This is a genomic window from Mesorhizobium sp. M1428, assembly GCF_040317515.1.
In the GTDB taxonomy this organism is placed as follows: Bacteria; Pseudomonadota; Alphaproteobacteria; order Rhizobiales; family Rhizobiaceae; genus Mesorhizobium.
In genome coordinates this window covers 111661-126397 of the sequence record NZ_JAMYKT010000014.1, presented here as the reverse complement: position 1 = coordinate 126397, position 14737 = coordinate 111661, and the positions used below count along the sequence as shown (strand labels likewise).

The 14737-nt window shown below is 62.2% G+C and carries 20 protein-coding genes and 1 pseudogene; 12 read left to right on the top strand and 9 right to left on the bottom strand.

What is annotated here, in order from left to right:
• Positions 1-18: 18 nt before the first annotated feature.
• Positions 19-870 carry a LysR family transcriptional regulator gene (locus NKG60_RS20515; protein ID WP_352867439.1) on the bottom strand — a complete coding sequence of 284 codons (852 nt, stop codon included), beginning with the start codon at positions 868-870 and terminating at the stop codon, positions 19-21.
• 97 nt (positions 871-967) lie between these two features.
• Here NKG60_RS20515 and NKG60_RS20510 point away from each other — a divergent pair, with 97 nt between their 5' ends.
• Together NKG60_RS20510 and NKG60_RS20505 are read left to right on the top strand one after the other, a co-directional pair.
• The gene (locus NKG60_RS20510; RefSeq protein ID WP_352975411.1) at positions 968-1429 is read left to right on the top strand and encodes a RidA family protein; all 462 of its coding nucleotides are present in this window, start codon (positions 968-970) and stop codon (positions 1427-1429) included.
• A 67-nt stretch (positions 1430-1496) separates the two neighbouring features.
• Positions 1497-2288 (top strand): SDR family oxidoreductase, encoded by a 792-nt coding sequence (locus NKG60_RS20505; protein WP_352867441.1) that lies wholly within the window; start codon positions 1497-1499, stop codon positions 2286-2288.
• A gap of 305 nt (positions 2289-2593) precedes the next feature.
• Here the strand turns inward: NKG60_RS20505 and imm45 are convergent, their stop codons facing one another.
• Positions 2594-2935, bottom strand: a complete 342-nt coding sequence (gene imm45, locus NKG60_RS20500; RefSeq protein WP_352867444.1) for an Imm45 family immunity protein — start codon at positions 2933-2935, stop codon at positions 2594-2596.
• Between the two features lie 688 nt (positions 2936-3623).
• Between imm45 and NKG60_RS20495 the strand changes: the two genes are divergently transcribed.
• The 5 genes from NKG60_RS20495 (at position 3624) to NKG60_RS20475 (ending at position 5367) form a co-directional block, all read left to right on the top strand.
• Positions 3624-3833, top strand: a complete 210-nt coding sequence (locus tag NKG60_RS20495; RefSeq protein WP_010915421.1) for a cold-shock protein — start codon at positions 3624-3626, stop codon at positions 3831-3833.
• A 344-nt stretch (positions 3834-4177) separates the two neighbouring features.
• Complete coding sequence (locus tag NKG60_RS20490) at positions 4178-4405, top strand: hypothetical protein (RefSeq protein ID WP_352492637.1); 228 nt, start codon at positions 4178-4180, stop codon at positions 4403-4405.
• Complete coding sequence (locus tag NKG60_RS20485; protein WP_292664441.1) at positions 4405-4812, top strand: hypothetical protein; 408 nt, start codon at positions 4405-4407, stop codon at positions 4810-4812. Before NKG60_RS20490 ends, NKG60_RS20485 begins: the two co-directional genes overlap by 1 nt.
• A gap of 1 nt (position 4813) precedes the next feature.
• Positions 4814-4978 (top strand): hypothetical protein, encoded by a 165-nt coding sequence (locus tag NKG60_RS20480; protein WP_352867447.1) that lies wholly within the window; start codon positions 4814-4816, stop codon positions 4976-4978.
• Positions 4979-5028: 50 nt separating this feature from the next.
• Entirely contained in the window at positions 5029-5367 is a 339-nt protein-coding gene (locus tag NKG60_RS20475) for a YkgJ family cysteine cluster protein (RefSeq protein WP_352867485.1), read from the top strand.
• 38 nt (positions 5368-5405) lie between these two features.
• On the opposite strand, the gene NKG60_RS20470 is transcribed toward NKG60_RS20475, so the two are convergent.
• A complete protein-coding gene (locus tag NKG60_RS20470) occupies positions 5406-6326 on the bottom strand; it encodes an AraC family transcriptional regulator (RefSeq protein ID WP_352867450.1) in 921 nt (306 codons plus the stop codon).
• Positions 6327-6488: 162 nt separating this feature from the next.
• Here NKG60_RS20470 and NKG60_RS20465 point away from each other — a divergent pair, with 162 nt between their 5' ends.
• Together NKG60_RS20465 and NKG60_RS20460 are read left to right on the top strand one after the other, a co-directional pair.
• Complete coding sequence (locus tag NKG60_RS20465; RefSeq protein WP_352975407.1) at positions 6489-6908, top strand: nuclear transport factor 2 family protein; 420 nt, start codon at positions 6489-6491, stop codon at positions 6906-6908.
• Between the two features lie 86 nt (positions 6909-6994).
• Complete coding sequence (locus NKG60_RS20460; RefSeq protein ID WP_292664434.1) at positions 6995-7606, top strand: LysE family translocator; 612 nt, start codon at positions 6995-6997, stop codon at positions 7604-7606.
• Positions 7607-7664: 58 nt separating this feature from the next.
• Here NKG60_RS20460 and NKG60_RS20455 read toward each other — a convergent pair whose 3' ends face one another.
• Positions 7665-7988, bottom strand: a complete 324-nt coding sequence (locus NKG60_RS20455; RefSeq protein WP_352867456.1) for a helix-turn-helix domain-containing protein — start codon at positions 7986-7988, stop codon at positions 7665-7667.
• A 117-nt stretch (positions 7989-8105) separates the two neighbouring features.
• On the opposite strand from NKG60_RS20455, the pseudogene NKG60_RS20450 reads away from it, so the two are divergent.
• Positions 8106-8620: pseudogene (locus NKG60_RS20450) on the top strand (OsmC family protein).
• 101 nt (positions 8621-8721) lie between these two features.
• On the opposite strand, the gene NKG60_RS20445 reads toward NKG60_RS20450, so the two are convergent.
• Genes NKG60_RS20445 through NKG60_RS20435 form a run of 3 tightly spaced genes read right to left on the bottom strand, consistent with a single transcriptional unit; the run spans position 8722 to position 10630 of the window.
• The gene (locus tag NKG60_RS20445; protein ID WP_352867460.1) at positions 8722-9108 is read right to left on the bottom strand and encodes a nuclear transport factor 2 family protein; all 387 of its coding nucleotides are present in this window, start codon (positions 9106-9108) and stop codon (positions 8722-8724) included.
• A 16-nt stretch (positions 9109-9124) separates the two neighbouring features.
• A complete protein-coding gene (locus NKG60_RS20440) occupies positions 9125-9571 on the bottom strand; it encodes an OsmC family protein (protein WP_352867462.1) in 447 nt (148 codons plus the stop codon).
• 48 nt (positions 9572-9619) lie between these two features.
• Positions 9620-10630 carry a zinc-dependent alcohol dehydrogenase family protein gene (locus NKG60_RS20435; protein WP_352867464.1) on the bottom strand — a complete coding sequence of 337 codons (1011 nt, stop codon included), beginning with the start codon at positions 10628-10630 and terminating at the stop codon, positions 9620-9622.
• A 99-nt stretch (positions 10631-10729) separates the two neighbouring features.
• Between NKG60_RS20435 and NKG60_RS20430 the strand changes: the two genes are divergently transcribed.
• On the top strand, positions 10730-11329 hold the full coding sequence (locus NKG60_RS20430) for a TetR/AcrR family transcriptional regulator (protein ID WP_352663251.1): 600 nt from the start codon (positions 10730-10732) through the stop codon (positions 11327-11329).
• A 216-nt stretch (positions 11330-11545) separates the two neighbouring features.
• Here the strand turns inward: NKG60_RS20430 and groL are convergent, their stop codons facing one another.
• Together groL and groES are read right to left on the bottom strand one after the other, a co-directional pair.
• The gene (gene groL / locus NKG60_RS20425) at positions 11546-13201 is read right to left on the bottom strand and encodes a chaperonin GroEL (protein WP_352481739.1); all 1656 of its coding nucleotides are present in this window, start codon (positions 13199-13201) and stop codon (positions 11546-11548) included.
• A gap of 62 nt (positions 13202-13263) precedes the next feature.
• Positions 13264-13560: a co-chaperone GroES gene (groES, locus tag NKG60_RS20420; RefSeq protein WP_006203049.1), complete on the bottom strand. Its 297-nt coding sequence runs from the start codon at positions 13558-13560 to the stop codon at positions 13264-13266.
• Between the two features lie 218 nt (positions 13561-13778).
• On the opposite strand from groES, the gene NKG60_RS20415 reads away from it, so the two are divergent.
• A complete protein-coding gene (locus tag NKG60_RS20415; RefSeq protein WP_352867470.1) occupies positions 13779-14714 on the top strand; it encodes a bifunctional helix-turn-helix transcriptional regulator/GNAT family N-acetyltransferase in 936 nt (311 codons plus the stop codon).
• The last annotated feature ends 23 nt before the right edge of the window (positions 14715-14737 follow it).

Sequence of the window (14737 nt, the reverse complement as noted above, 5' to 3'; positions counted from 1 at the left end):
CGGCGTCAGATATTTTCGCTACGCTTCGAACCCCGCCCTCAGGAAATCGCCACACTCCTCGACCAGCCGCGACGGATCCCTCGCGAGGTAGACGCCGAAATCCGCCATCGGCGCCGGCGGCAGGTTGAAGCGTCCGTTGAGGCTTTGGCAGTCGGGCGGTAGTCCTTCCTGCAGCAGAAGCCCGATGCCAAGCCCGGCCCTCAGCGCCGAGATCAGTGTCGCGAAGGTCGACACGCGGCAGCCGATCTTCCAGCCGATCCCGGCCTCGGCGAGCGAAGCCAGCATCCTGTCCTGCCAGGAGCAGGCGCCCTCGAAGATGATCAGCGGAAGCTCAACCTCGTCATCGATCTCGATCATGCGGCTTGCCGCCCAGACCAGCTGTCGTGACAGATGGCCTCGCGGCGCCATCGTGAAGCGTGCCGGATCGGCCATTACGATGTCGCATCTTCCTTCGCCCAGCGACTTGCTGAGATCGCTGCTGCTGGCCGATGTCAACTCGATCTCCACGGAAGGATGCCGGCGCCGGAAGTCGGCGATGATCAACGGCAGCCGTGTCACCGCCAAATCCTCGACGATGCCCAGCCGGACACGGCCGACCAGCCTGCGGCCTTCTATCTCGCGCCTGGCATCGTCGCCGATCTCGATGGCCTTGCGGGCGAAGGCGAGCAGGATCTCGCCTGCCTCGGTCAGCGTCACGCCGCGCGGCGAACGGCGCAGCAGCTTGGCGCCGACTTCACCCTCGAGGCGCTGAAGCTGCATACTCACCGCCGCCTGGGTGCGGGCAAGCCGATCGGCCGCCCGGCTTACCGTTCCCGTATCGGCCACGGTGACGAAGGCGCGCAGCAGCTTGACGTCGATATCTCCAGTCATAAGAATTCCTGATAGCTGTGTCAGCACTATCAGGCTATCCGAAAGCCCGATCTGAATTCAAGGTCCGCTCGCACGAACGGAAACAGGAGCAGCCACCTTGTCGTACAGAAGAAGATTTGAGGAGTTCGGTGTCGCCTGGCCCTCGCTCGAGCGGCCCGCTTTGCCGTTCTCGCCGACGGTTCGGGTCGCCGACATCATCTATGTCTCCGGTCAGATCCCCGAGATCGGGCAGGAGATCGCTGCGATCGGCCAGGTCGGCAGAGAGATCGATCTGACTGCGGCGCGGAACGCTGCCCGGCTCTGCGCGGCCAACATCGTCTATTGGCTGGACAAGGAACTGGACGGCAATCTCGACCGCGTCGTGAAATTCGCCAAGCTGACCGTCTATGTAAATGCAGCGGCCGGCTTTTCGGCCTATTCGGAGGTCGGCAACGGAGCATCCGAATTTCTGCTCCATGTTTTCGGCGAGCGTGGCGAGCACGCCCGCTGCTCGCTCGGCATGGCCGGCTTGCCGGCCAATGTTCCGGTCGAAGTCGACGCTATCGTGCATATCCGCTGATGCACGCCCAAAGCACGGCCTCAGGCCTGACCCGAGGCTGCGCAGTCGAACCAGGAGGAGGCTTGGCTTGATAAGTACAGATCTTGAGGGACGGAGGGCGCTCGTTCTCGGCGGAGGCAAGGGCCTCGGTTTCGGCGTTGCCGAAGCGCTCGCGGCGAAGGGCGCCGAAGTCATCCTGGTCGGACGAGGGGAGGCCACCCTCGATGCGGCCCGGCGCGCGATCGAGGCCGCCGGCCACATCTGCTCGACCTTCAGCGCCGACCTCTCCGACAACGACAGCGTCTCCGGGCTGATCCGTGCCGTCGAGGGCGAGGATCAGCGGATCGACATCATCCTGCTCAATGGCGGCGGCCCGCCACCCTTCGCGGCCAGCGTCTTCGATGCGAGCGTCTGGGAGAAGCAGTTCACCAGCATGGTGCTGAGCCAGATGCGCATCGCCGTTTCGTTCCTGCCTGGCATGCGGGCGCGGCGCTGGGGACGCATCATCGCCGTTTCTTCGACTTCCGTCCGCGAGCCGATCCCCGGCCTTACCGCTTCGAACGCGCTGCGTGCGTCGCTCGCCGGCTGGGCCAAGACGCTGGCCGGCGAAGTGGCGGCGGACGGCGTCACTATCAATCTGTTGCTGCCGGGCCGTTTTGCGACGGACCGGACGAAACAGTTCGACGCCATGGACGCCGCCGACAGGGGTGTCGACGCTGCTGTGATCGCCGCCGAGAGTCAGGCTGAAATCCCGGCAAAGCGCTACGGCACCCCCGCCGAATTCGGCGCAGTTGCCGCATTCCTGGCCAGCGACGCGGCGACCTATGTTACCGGCGTGGCCTTGCCGGTGGATGGCGGGCTCAGCCGCGGCATGCTGTGAGGGGCAGCGGCGCGAATGGTCGTATCACACAGGAACGCCCCTCGTGCCTTTTATCTGCGCGGGGGGCGTCCTGTTTGTCGTCCGCCTTTCTCAAGATCGCTCTTTCGAGAACGGCTTTCGACACCAAAAAAATGCCCTGGCGCCGAAATGGTTCCCGGCTAAGTGGCTTGGGCTCGCCCGGCTTTCGCTCTCAAATGTGCTTGCACAGGCAGTCGCGGCGCCCCCGGCGAGTGTGACAAATCGGTAGTGTCTCAGTCTGAATTTTCAGGATTGGGCGGAAAGGCTGCCCGACATGTCAAAGGGCATCACTCGTCTGGCAGCCGCTCCGGCGACTCTTGCGCCTCTTTGGATACCCAAACTTGGCTTGGAATAGAATGACCGATCCATTCGCGCCAATGCGAGGCGAGCCACTTGGGCGATATTGCCACCGCCCCTTCTGCCTTCGCTTCTTTTGGCAGGTAAACGAGCACGTGACCTGCGTCATAGCCGCTGCACCGTACAAGACCCAGACCCGATGCCTCAAACGTATTAAACAGCATGTACTCTCGGATTTCCTCTACTGGAGTTCGAGCGCGGAAGCGGAACACCGCGCCACGGTAGAGGAGATCGTTTTCCCCCAGTGAATCAAGAGTGGTCCAAGTCAGCATCCTGCCTCTAGACTTCGCCGGTGTTCTTCTTGTATGGGCCCGCGCGACCCGGCTTCGGCGCAACGGCGTCCATCTTCTCGCAAAGATCGGCAATTGACCGGAGCGCCTCGGACTGCCGCCATGGCTGACGAAGTCTTAGGCGTCTTATAGATGTGAATGAAGTTGATGCGGGCTGCATTGCCGATTACGTCGGACGGGCGTTTCTGGCCTTTAGGTCCGGTCGGCATTGTTCAAGTCCGCCAACTCGGCTTCTGCCTCAGCTAGCTCCGCTTTGTATTCGGCGATCTTCTCAGGCGTTGGTTCCCATATTTCCGGGTCACCCATTGTCAGAGCGCGGATCATAGCAGTTGCCGCAGTTACCCGCGCTTCCGCCGCCTGTCGCAGGAGCGAATTCACAAGGCCGTTCGTTTCGTCTGGTTGCTCACTCATACGGCGAACGTATAGGACAGAGCGTCGCAACGCGGCAAGAGAGGCGTCAAATTTCAAACTGAAACACCACCGGCAAATCAAAAAAATTGACACGGCGCGCAAAGAAGTCTACAAGAATTTTGTCGATGTTTGTTTGACCGACTTTTGTTATCCGCGCGCCGAGGCGCGCCTTTGACGAACTTCCCCATCAAAATCGAGACAAACGTTGTTATGCATCCGCATGACGGCGAATGAATATTTGCCATGGAAAGGGTTCGTTATGAGCACAGGCACAGTTAAATGGTTCAACGCCACCAAGGGTTTTGGTTTTATTCAGCCTGACGACGGTTCTGCCGACGTTTTTGTCCACATCTCTGCCGTCGAGCGCGCCGGAATGCGCGACATCGTCGAGGGCCAGAAGCTTGGCTACGAGATGGTCCGCGACAACAAGTCGGGCAAGATGTCCGCCGACCAGTTGAAGGCGGCCTAAAACGGAATTCAGCCTCACCGGTGACCACGGATGTACTGGCACCGGTGAATGGCAAATTCCAGCGCATGGTCGCGGGGAGGTTAAGTCCCCGCTCATGCGCATGAGAAGAACGTTTCTTTGCGCGTCTCTCGGGATGCGCGGGCGCTCTCATGGAAGGTCAGGCGGTGCCTGGCCTTTTTCATTTTTGCGCTTCGACCGCCGAAAGAGCGCTGCTCGACGGCCCGGACGTGCTAAGGACGTTTCAGCAATTTGAAACCGGCTGCCGTATTGCTTTGTGCGGGGTCCTGGCCGAAAGACCAGTCTCGCCACTTTTCGGCGGCGCGCTCCGAACCGGGAGAAAGACCTTGACCGAAACTTCAAAAAAACCCCGCGACCAGGCCGAATCCATTTTTAGCAAGACGCGGACCCAGTCGATGTCGCTCGACCGTATCAATTCCGAACGGGATGCCGTCAGCCAGGCCCGCGAAGCCAAGACCGCGCGGCTGCGCGAACTGCGCCTGGAAAAGGAAGCCGACGAAATGGCGGCAGCGGTTGCGCTCGCGGCCTCGCCAAAACGCGCAGGCAAACGCTAATGGCCACCAAACGCGTGCCTCAAAAGGCGATCGCCGCCGATTCGACCATCGCCGATGTCGTGGGTGAACTCGACAAGCCGGTCGAATATGTCCGGCGCGTGCTCGAAAAGCTCGAGCGCTGCAGGCGTGTCCACGGCGATGCCCAGGTTCGGCTCGGCGTGCGCGGCCGCGCCGAATGCCCCAATTACCTTATCGAATACGTCCGGGAAAACGCCAAGACCCGCGAGCGCGTGACCTTTCAGGATGCCGCCTACAGCGGCAGCACGCATCGCGAACTGGCGCCCCGGCACATCGAGGAAGCCAGGAACTGGTCGCCCGAAGAAATGAACATCACGGCCGTTTCGGCGCTCATCGGCCGCCTTCGCAATCCGAATGCGCCATCATCGCGTTTCTCTGACGAGGATTGATATGGCAATCAAGTTTTCCGCCAAGGGCCAGCCGGCAGCACCTGCTGCCGCCGTGAAGCCGGCCAAGCCGTCCGCCGCGCCAAAAACCGGTGAAGCCGCCGAAGCCGGCACCGATCTGTTCAGGTCGCCGGCCGAAGCGCCGCCGCGCAAGCCGAAGAAGAAATAGCGCCCTTGCAGCAAAATGCCGGCCGGAAATCCGCGCCAAGGCTGCTTGCCCTGGCGGTCGCGGGGGATTTTTCGTCGCCACAACAGGGCGCCGATCCGGTTGCCTTCGATTGCCAGACCTGTGGCGCCTGCTGTGCCTACTCGTCCAGATGGCCGCGCTTCTCCACCGAGGATGACGCGCAACTCGACCTTATCCCGCAAAAATACGTGGCTGCCGACGAAGCCGGCATGCGCTGCGACGGCGCGCGCTGTTCGGCACTGTGCGGCGAGGTCGGCAAGTCGACGGCCTGCGGCATCTACGACATCCGTCCTGACGTCTGCCGCGCCTGCATGCCGGGCGATGACGACTGCCTGATGGCACGCCGAGCTCACGGTCTGCCGACGCCGTAATGGCGGCCCTCGGGCTGGCGTCTCAGGTTTGAAATTCGTCAGTCAGATGATCGAAAGTCGCTGCGGTAGAGGCCGGGCGATCGTCCGGTCAACCGTTTGAATGCCTGCGAGAACGACGGCACCGATTCATATCCGACGGCGCGCCCGATCTCGCCAATGTTCTGGTTCGTTTCTCGCAGAGCCTTGGCGGCAAGGTTCATCCGCCACCGGGTCACATAGGACAGCGGCGGCTGTCCCACCAGTTGAGCGAAGCGACGCGCGAAGGTGGCTCGGGACTGTGCCGCGCCGCTGGCAAGGGAAGCGATGGTCCAGGGATTGCCCGGCCGCTCATGGATCAGGCGCAAAGCCTGCGCAATGCCTTTGTCGCGCAAGGCGCCAAACCATCCCCCTGTTCCGAGTGGCTGATGTTCGATCCAGGCACGCAACAGGAAGATCAACGTGCTGTCGAGAAGGCGTGGAGCGACAATATCGTGGCCGCCGAGATTGCCTTTCGCTTCGACCTGCAGAAGTTCCAGGGCAAGCCGCAGCGGCTCGCTGGTGCCTATCTGATTTCGGGTCAAACGGATCAGCGGAGGAAGCAGCGAAACCATCGGGTACGGCCCGACGCCGTCGAGTGAATATCTCGCACAAAGAAGAGTTGTCGCGCCGCTCTCGCTTTTCGGTTCTGGTCCGCTCCGATTTGCGGAAAGGACGGCGGATATCGATGCCGTCGGTGCATCAGCCGGATTGCAAAGGGCATGCCCGATACCGCTCGCGACAAGGATGACGTCTCCCTCGCCTAAGCGGACCGGCTCCTTTTCACCGGCTAGCCGCAGCCAGCATTCGCCGTTCTGTATGACGTGGATGGCGGCATTCCTTGTCGGATCGACCGAAATACCCCACGGCCGATGCAGGGTCGCGCTGCCGATCATGGCGCTGCCAAATCTCAGCGAAGCAAGAACTTCGGACAAGGCGTCCATGAGAACCAACCTCCAACGAATAGGACTATTAGACGATTGGATAAGAATCTAGCGGAATAGCGTATCGACCATCTCACAATCGCGACAGATCATGTTGGCAATGTCGGCGTGCGGACGCTCCTGTCCACACCGGGCAGAAGCGGGCACCTGACGGAGCAAAACATGCGTGATGAACCATCAAATCCAATTCCAGCCAAGGCTCATAGTTCGCTCGAGACCAACAAGATGATCGCCCTGGACTTCATCGACAAAGCGGTAAACCAAGGCAACATCGAAGCTGCTTCGATGCATTTTGGCGAACGCTACATCCAACACAATCCGAACATTGCGGATGGTGCGGACGGCTTCAAAGCCTATCTGCAGCAGCTCAAACAGTCATTTCCCCTCGTGAAGGGAGAGGTGAAGCGGATTTTTGCCGAAGGGGATTTCGTCATCGTGCACATGCACGCAAAACGTGAACCCGAAGAGGAGGGCTTGGCCATCGTCGACATTTTCAGGCTGAAGGACAGCAAGCTCGTCGAACACTGGGAAGTTCGCCAGCCTATTGCCGATAGCAAGCTGCACGCCAACAGCATGATCTGAATGCGCATAGGCTCTCAGGCTGGCTTGTGCCCGCACGTTTCGCTGATTAGGCTGCCGGCGGCTGGGGCAGCACCGGGAGACCATCTGTGAGCATCGAATTTCTGTTGACGTCGCTGATTGTCGTGGCTTCGCCCGGTACCGGCGTTCTCTATACGCTGAGCGCCGGGCTTTCGCGTGGTGCGCGCGCCAGCATCATTGCCGCTTTCGGCTGCACGCTCGGCATCATTCCGCACATGGCGGCCGCCATCACCGGCCTCGCGGCTCTGCTGCACACCAGCGCCGTCGCCTTCGAGACGCTGAAATATCTCGGCGTCGCCTATCTTCTCTACATGGCCTGGAACACGCTGAAGGAGAAGGGCGGCCTGAGCGTCGATGAAGATGTCGCGCCGCGCTCCGCCGGCAAAGTGATCACTTCGGGCATCCTCATCAACATCCTCAATCCGAAGCTGTCGATCTTCTTCTTTGCCTTCCTGCCGCAATTCGTCAGCACCACCGAACCGCATGCGCTGTCGAAGATGCTGGAGCTCAGCAGCGTCTTCATGCTGCTCACCTTCGTGGTCTTTGTCGGCTACGGCGTTTTCGCGGCGTCAATCCGCAGCCATGTCGTGTCGCGGCCAAAGGTGCTGACCTGGATGCGCCGTACTTTCGCCGGTGCCTTTGTCATGCTCGGCGCCAAACTGGCGCTGGCGGACCGGTAGATCTCCCTGTTTTGAGGCAATTCCGGACGGAAAACCGTTCGCACATTCCTGGAATTGCTTACCGCTGCGGATCGGCCGGCCCGCTTTCGGTTTCGGAAGCCTCGCCGCCTCCGAAACCTGGCGCAGCGCGAACACCCAGCCGCCAGGCCGATGGCGGGACGCCGATCATCTTCTTGAAGGCACGGCTGAACGCCGCCTCGGACTCGTAGCCGATTTCCGCCGCTATGTTTGCGACGTTGCTGTTGCCGGTGCTGAGCAGTTCCGAGGCAATCTGCATCCGCCATTTGGCGAGATAGTGCACCGGCGGCATCCCGACGAGCCTGGTGAAACGCTCGGCGAGCACGGTGCGCGACAGCGCGGCCTCCTTCGCCAGCGCCTCCACGGTCCGAAGCTGAAGGACTTCCCCGCCGAACTCGGGAGCTCGGGTGTGAGCGTGCCGGAGTAACCCGGCAATGCCATACGATTTCGAACAGCGACATCTCACGGCAGGAGAATATGCATGGACATCACGACATTTCGCGCCACGCAGGAGCCGATCAAGGATCTATATCGCAAGGATGCGCGCGCGGCACTTCTTACGCTAAAGGCCAGGGGCAGTGCCGACGACTCCAAGGTCACCTGCAAGGTCGAGACAGGACGTGGGCTCGCGCTAGCGGGTATCCATCCGAAGGCCGGGGGCAGCGGACAGGAGCTTTGTTCCGGCGACATGCTGCTGGAAGCCCTTATCGCATGCGCCGGCGTTTCGATGAGGGCGGCGGCCGCCGTCCTCGAAATACCGATCAAGTCGGCCGAATCTCCGCCGAGGGCGACGTCGATCTTCGCGGCACGCTCGGCGTCACCGAAGGTGTGCCGGTCGGCTTCAAGGAGATCCGCCTGCGGTTCGACATCGAGACCGACGTTGCGCAAGACCGGCTGACTGACCTGCTCGAGCTCACCGATCGCTACTGCGTGATCTTCCAGACGATCCAGCGCAGTCCCAAGACCTTCGTGAAGCTTCACAAAGTCGTGCGGTAGCCCACGACCTGCCCGGAATCCTAAACTTTGGGGATTCCGGGCAGGGCCTGAGCGCGGCCTCACTGAATGCAGCTTGGCTGAATGCAGCTTGTCGCCAAGCTCTATCCCTTAACGTAGCCCATGGCCTCGACGATCTGCCCGTCCTTGACGCGCATTAGGTTGACGCCGCGCAGCGAATTGCCGTCGGCCATCCAGTAGCGCCAGCGGATCGTCGCTCGGTCGCCGGCGACGAAGGTTTCTTCGATGTCGAAGCGCGTGCCGGGCCCGGTCGCGATCGCCGACCATAGTTCGACGCAGGCGCCCTTGCCGATGCGGCGGGCGCCGTCCGGGGCCGGCGTGGTGTTCTCGATCACGCAGTCTTCCGCCACCAGATCGTCGAGCGCCGACGGGTCGTGGCGCTGGAAGACGTCGTTGTAGCGCCGCATGATTTCGGCGGTCTCGGCGGAGCGTTCGGCTGCGGCGATGTCGATGATGAGTTCCTGTGTCATTGGATATTCCTTCCCTTCAGTGATCGGTAGCGGTTTCGATGAGCCGGGCCTTGAGCGTGATCACGGCGACGCCGGCCAGCGCCCGCGATACGAGGCAGCTCTCCTTGGCGGTCTGCGCCAGCCGCTCGAACTCCGCCGCTGCCAGCCCAGCGACGCTTGCCTCCGTCTCCAGCTCGATACGGGTCAGCGTCGGTCCGGCCGCGCTGGCGCCGAGATGGGCTTTCGCGATCGTGTGGATGTGCACGGGAGTGTGACCTTCGCGGCCGAGGATGGCGCTCAGCGCCATCGAGAAGCAGCCGGCATGCGCCGCCGCAATCAATTCCTCGGGGTTGGTACCGGGACCGTTCTCGAAACGCGACGGGAAGGAGTAGGCACCTTCAAAGACGCCGCTGCCGAGCCTCAGCCGGCCCGAACCTTCCTTCAACGATCCCTGCCATTGGGCCTCTGCTTCACGAATGGTCATTGTGTCTCTCCTTTGATTTGAGGGTTGATCAGTTTTTGAGCGAACCAGTCAGGCGCCGTCGACGACCACCTTTCCGAAGACGTCGCCTTGCTGGAAATAGCGGTAGGCGTCGTTGGCCTCGTCGAAGGCGAACACCTTGTCGATGACAGGCTTGAGCCGATGCACCGAGATGGCGCGCAGCATGGCTTCGAGGTTGGTGCGATTGCCGACGAACAGGCGGCTGATGGTGGCGAGGCTGCGCTGGTAGACGGGGCCGGGGATCTGCACCGTCCCGCCTTTCGCATCCTGTATGGTGAGAAGCACGATGCGCCCGTAAAGCGCGCAGGCGATCATCGATTGCGCGAAGGTCGGCGGGCCGCCGGTCTCGACGACGAGGTCGATGCCGCCGGTCTGCTCGCGCACCGCAGCACCCCATTCCGGCATGTCGGCGGTCGAGACGACGAGGTCGGCGCCCAGCGCCCGCAGCCGGTCCAGCTTCTCGCTGCGCGAGGTGACTGCCACGACACGGCAGCCGAGCAGCTTGGCGAATTGCAGCGCAAACAGCGCGACACCACCTGAACCGATGACGAGAACCCATTGGCCGGGCTTCGGCATTTCGGCCGCCGTCACCGCATTCCAGGCGGTCAGGCCGGCGCAGGTCAGTGTCGCTGCTTGATGCCAGTCGAGATGATCGGGAAGCCGTACCGCCCATTGCTCGTCGAGCACGGCGTATTCGGCCAGCATCCCGTCCAGCGTGCAGCCAAGCTGGTCGATCAGCCCGGCATTGATGCGGCCGTCGATCCAGCGCGCGAAATAGCTGCCGATGACGCGGTCGCCTGCCGCAAAGCGGTTGACGGCGTCGCCGACGGCAACGACTTCGCCGGCGCCGTCACTCAGCGGGATAACGCCTTGGCGCGGCGCCAGCGGATAGGTGCCGTTGAGGATCATCGTATCGCGGCGGTTGAGCGAGGTGGCGCGAACACGCACGACGATCTCGTGCGGCTTCGGGGTCGGCTGCGCCTCGTTGCGCATCACCAGGCACTTGGTCCCGCCGGTTCCTTCAAGACGATAACTGCGCACTAGCCCTCGCTCAAATATGTAGACTGATCTACATATTATATAGACCGGTTGTCATATTCGAGGCAAGGCCTATAGTGCTCACTCCTGACAGAGGTTGACATGGCGAACGACACTCGCACCCGCATGCTCGAGGCGACGGCGCTGCTGCTGAGGCAGCGCGGCTACCACGGCACGTCGCTCAACGACATCTTGAGCGCCTCCTCTGCGCCAAGAGGCTCGCTTTACTTCCACTTTCCGGGCGGCAAGGACCAGCTGGTCATCGAGGTGACGCGCAATAGCGTCGCCGATGTGACGCAGAGGCTGGACGCCGCGCTCGCCGCTGAAAAGGACCCGGCGGTGGCTGTCCACCACATCTACCAGTCGGTCGCGCGCATGCTGGAAGACAACCAGTTCACGCTCGGTTGCCCGATCGCGCCCGTGGTGTTGGATTCGCCGACCGACATGCCGGAGTTGGTTGAGTTGTGCCGGTCAGCCTTCGAGCAATGGATAGGCTTGCTCCGGGCGGCCTTCGTCAGGGCAGGGGTGCCCGAGCGCCGCGCGCATACGCTGGCGCTGCTGGTCGAATCATCGCTGGAAGGGCTGATGGTGATCGCGCGCGCCACCCACGACCGCGCCCCGGTGCTAGCGGTAGCCGATGAGGTCGCGGCGCTGATTGAGGGGGCATTGCCGGCGAAAGAGATCGCCATCACGGCGCATTGACGTTTCGCGCTTCCAGGGCATCAAGGCCAGCGCGGAGCCCTGCTGAAGTGCCGACACTCCAGCTCGGCGATTCACGTTCTGCGCCGACGCCGAAGAGGGGTGAGGGGTATGCTTCCGCTTGGTTTGGAATCGAACAGCCTCTCATCCTCCGTCCCATCAACAAAAAAGGGCGACCTCTCGGCCGCCCTTTCCGTATCTGAAGGCTGACGGGTTGGATTAGAAATCCATACCACCCATGCCGCCCATGCCGCCGCCGCCCATGCCGCCAGGCATGCCGCCGCCAGCCGACTCCTTCTTCGGAGCCTCCGCGATCATGGCTTCGGTGGTGACCAGCAGGCCGGCGACCGAGGCCGCGTCCTGCAGAGCCGTGCGCACAACCTTGACCGGATCGACGATACCCATGGCGATCATGTCGCCATATTCGCCGGTCTGGGCGTTGTAGCCGAAGGTCGCGCCCTTGTTCTCAAGGATCTTGCCGGCAACGATCGATGCTTCCGCACCGGCGTTGGCCGCGATCTGGCGGGCCGGAGCCTGCAGCGCGCGACGCACGATGCTGATGCCCGCGGTCTGGTCGGAGTTGGCGCCGGTTGCCTTGATGCTCAGCGAAGCGCGCAGCAGTGCGACGCCGCCGCCGGGAACGATGCCTTCTTCGACGGCCGCACGGGTCGCGTTGAGGGCGTCATCGACGCGGTCCTTCTTTTCCTTGACTTCCACTTCGGTCGCACCGCCGACGCGGATGACGGCAACGCCGCCCGCCAGCTTGGCGAGACGTTCCTGCAGCTTCTCCTTGTCGTAGTCCGAGGTGGTCTCCTCGATCTGCTGCTTGATCTGGGCGACGCGGCCCTGGATCTCGGCCTTCTTGCCGGCACCATCGACGATGGTGGTGTTCTCCTTGGAGATCGACACCTTCTTGGCGCGGCCGAGCATGTTGAGGCCGACATTCTCGAGCTTGATGCCGAGGTCTTCGGAGATGACCTGGCCACCGGTGAGAATGGCGATATCTTCCAGCATGGCCTTGCGGCGATCACCGAAGCCCGGCGCCTTGACGGCAGCGATCTTCAGGCCGCCACGCAGCTTGTTGACGACCAGCGTGGCCAGGGCCTCGCCTTCGACGTCTTCCGAGATGATGACCAGCGGCTTCGAGGTCTGCACGACAGCCTCGAGGATCGGCAGCATGGCCTGCAGGTTGGAGAGCTTCTTCTCGTGGAGAAGGATGTAGGCGTCTTCCAGATCCGCAACCATCTTCTCGGCGTTGGTGACGAAGTAGGGCGAGAGATAGCCGCGGTCGAACTGCATGCCTTCGACGACCTCGAGCTCGGTCTCGGCGGTCTTGGCTTCCTCGACGGTGATGACGCCTTCATTGCCGACCTTCTGCATCGCTTCCGCGATCATCGAGCCAACCGAAACATCGCCATTGCCGGCGATGGTGCCGACCTGGGCAACCTCTTCCGAGGTCTTGATCTTCTTGGCGTTCTTGATCAGCGTCGCGACGACGTCGGCGACGGCGAGGTCGATGCCGCGCTTGAGGTCCATCGGGTTCATGCCGGCGGCAACCGCCTTGTGGCCTTCCTGGACAATCGACTGTGCCAGAACGGTCGCGGTCGTGGTGCCGTCGCCGGCGATGTCGTTGGTCTTCGAAGCAACTTCGCGGACCATCTGCGCGCCCATGTTTTCGAACTTGTCTTCAAGCTCGATTTCCTTGGCGACGGTGACGCCGTCCTTGGTGATGCGCGGTGCGCCGAACGACTTGTCGATGACGACGTTGCGGCCCTTGGGGCCGAGCGTGACCTTCACCGCGTCGGCGAGGATGTTGACGCCGCGCAGCATGCGCTCACGAGCGTCGCGGGAGAATTTTACGTCTTTGGCAGCCATTTTTAGCTCCTGGCAGGGGCTTGGATTGAGCCCGAAGATTTAAATGAGGGTGAGGCCGATATTCAGCCGATGATGCCCATGATGTCGGATTCCTTCATGATCAGAAGGTCTTCGCCATTGAGCTTGACTTCGGTGCCCGACCACTTGCCGAACAGGATGCGGTCGCCGGCCTTGACGTCCAGCGGGACGAGCTTGCCGGCTTCGTCGCGGGCGCCGGAACCGACGGCGATGATCTCGCCTTCCTGCGGCTTTTCCTTAGCCGTATCGGGGATGATGATCCCGCCCGCGGTCTTGGATTCGGATTCGACCCGACGAACGACCACGCGGTCATGAAGCGGGCGGAACTTCGACTTTGCCATTTTTTATTCCTCGATGAGAATGGTGAGAACAGTTCCTCCGTCCGGCGGCGCCGGACATGTGGTTAGCACTCATCTTGGTGGAGTGCTAACGTGGCCGTGAAATAGGCTGGCAGCTCGCGTGAGTCAAGGCGCCCGGTGAGCATCATCAGGACAATTGCTTCAAACATGATCATTGACTAAGTCAACTAAATCGCTGATCTTGCCGGGAGGAGGATGCCATGACCATTCATCATCACCCAGGCAAGGAGCGGATCGACGCGGTGCGGGCTTTCAACCGCTTCTACACTCGCCAGATCGGGCTGCTCGACGAAGGGCTGCTGAAAAGCACTTTCTCGCTGACCGAGGCGCGGGTGCTCTATGAACTGGCGCATCGCGATGGCCTGACCGCCACCGACCTTGCGCGCGATCTCGGCCTCGATGCCGGTTATCTCAGCCGGCTGCTGAAGAAGTTCGAGGAGCGTGATCTGGTTGAGCGCGCCACGATCGAGGCGGATGCGCGGCGCTCGTCGATCGCGCTCACCAAGGCCGGGCGGCAGGCTTTCGCGCCGCTGAACCAGGGCTCGCACGACCAGGTCGCGGCTTTGCTCGAACGGCTTTCGGTTGCCGAACAGGACAGGCTGGTCAAGGCCATGCAGACGGTGCAGCGCCTGCTGGACGGGACCGCCGAACCCAAGATTCCCTACACGCTGCGGCCTCTGCAGGTCGGCGACATCGGCTGGATCATCCATCGCCAGGGTCTGCTCTACGCGCAGGAATATGGCTGGGACGAGACCTATGAAGCGCTGGTCGCCGAAATCCTCGGCGCCTTCGTCAAATCCTTCGATCCGAAATGGGAACGCAGCTGGATCGCCGAGCGGGAAGGGGAGGTCGTTGGCTCGGTCTTCGTCGTGCGCCAGTCGGACGCGGTGGCGAAGTTGCGCCTGCTCTATGTCGAGCCGTCGGCGCGCGGCCTCGGCATCGGCAAGCGGCTGGTCGAGGAATGTGTCGGCTTTTGCCGCGCCACGGGTTACGGGACACTGACGCTGTGGACCAACGACGTGCTCGCCGCCGCCCGCCACATCTATGAGGCTGCGGGCTTCAAATTGACCAACGAGGAGCGCCACCATTCCTTCGGCAAGGATCTGGTCGGCCAGAACTGGGATTTGGAGTTGTAGCAGCGCTGCAGAATTTCGGGCAT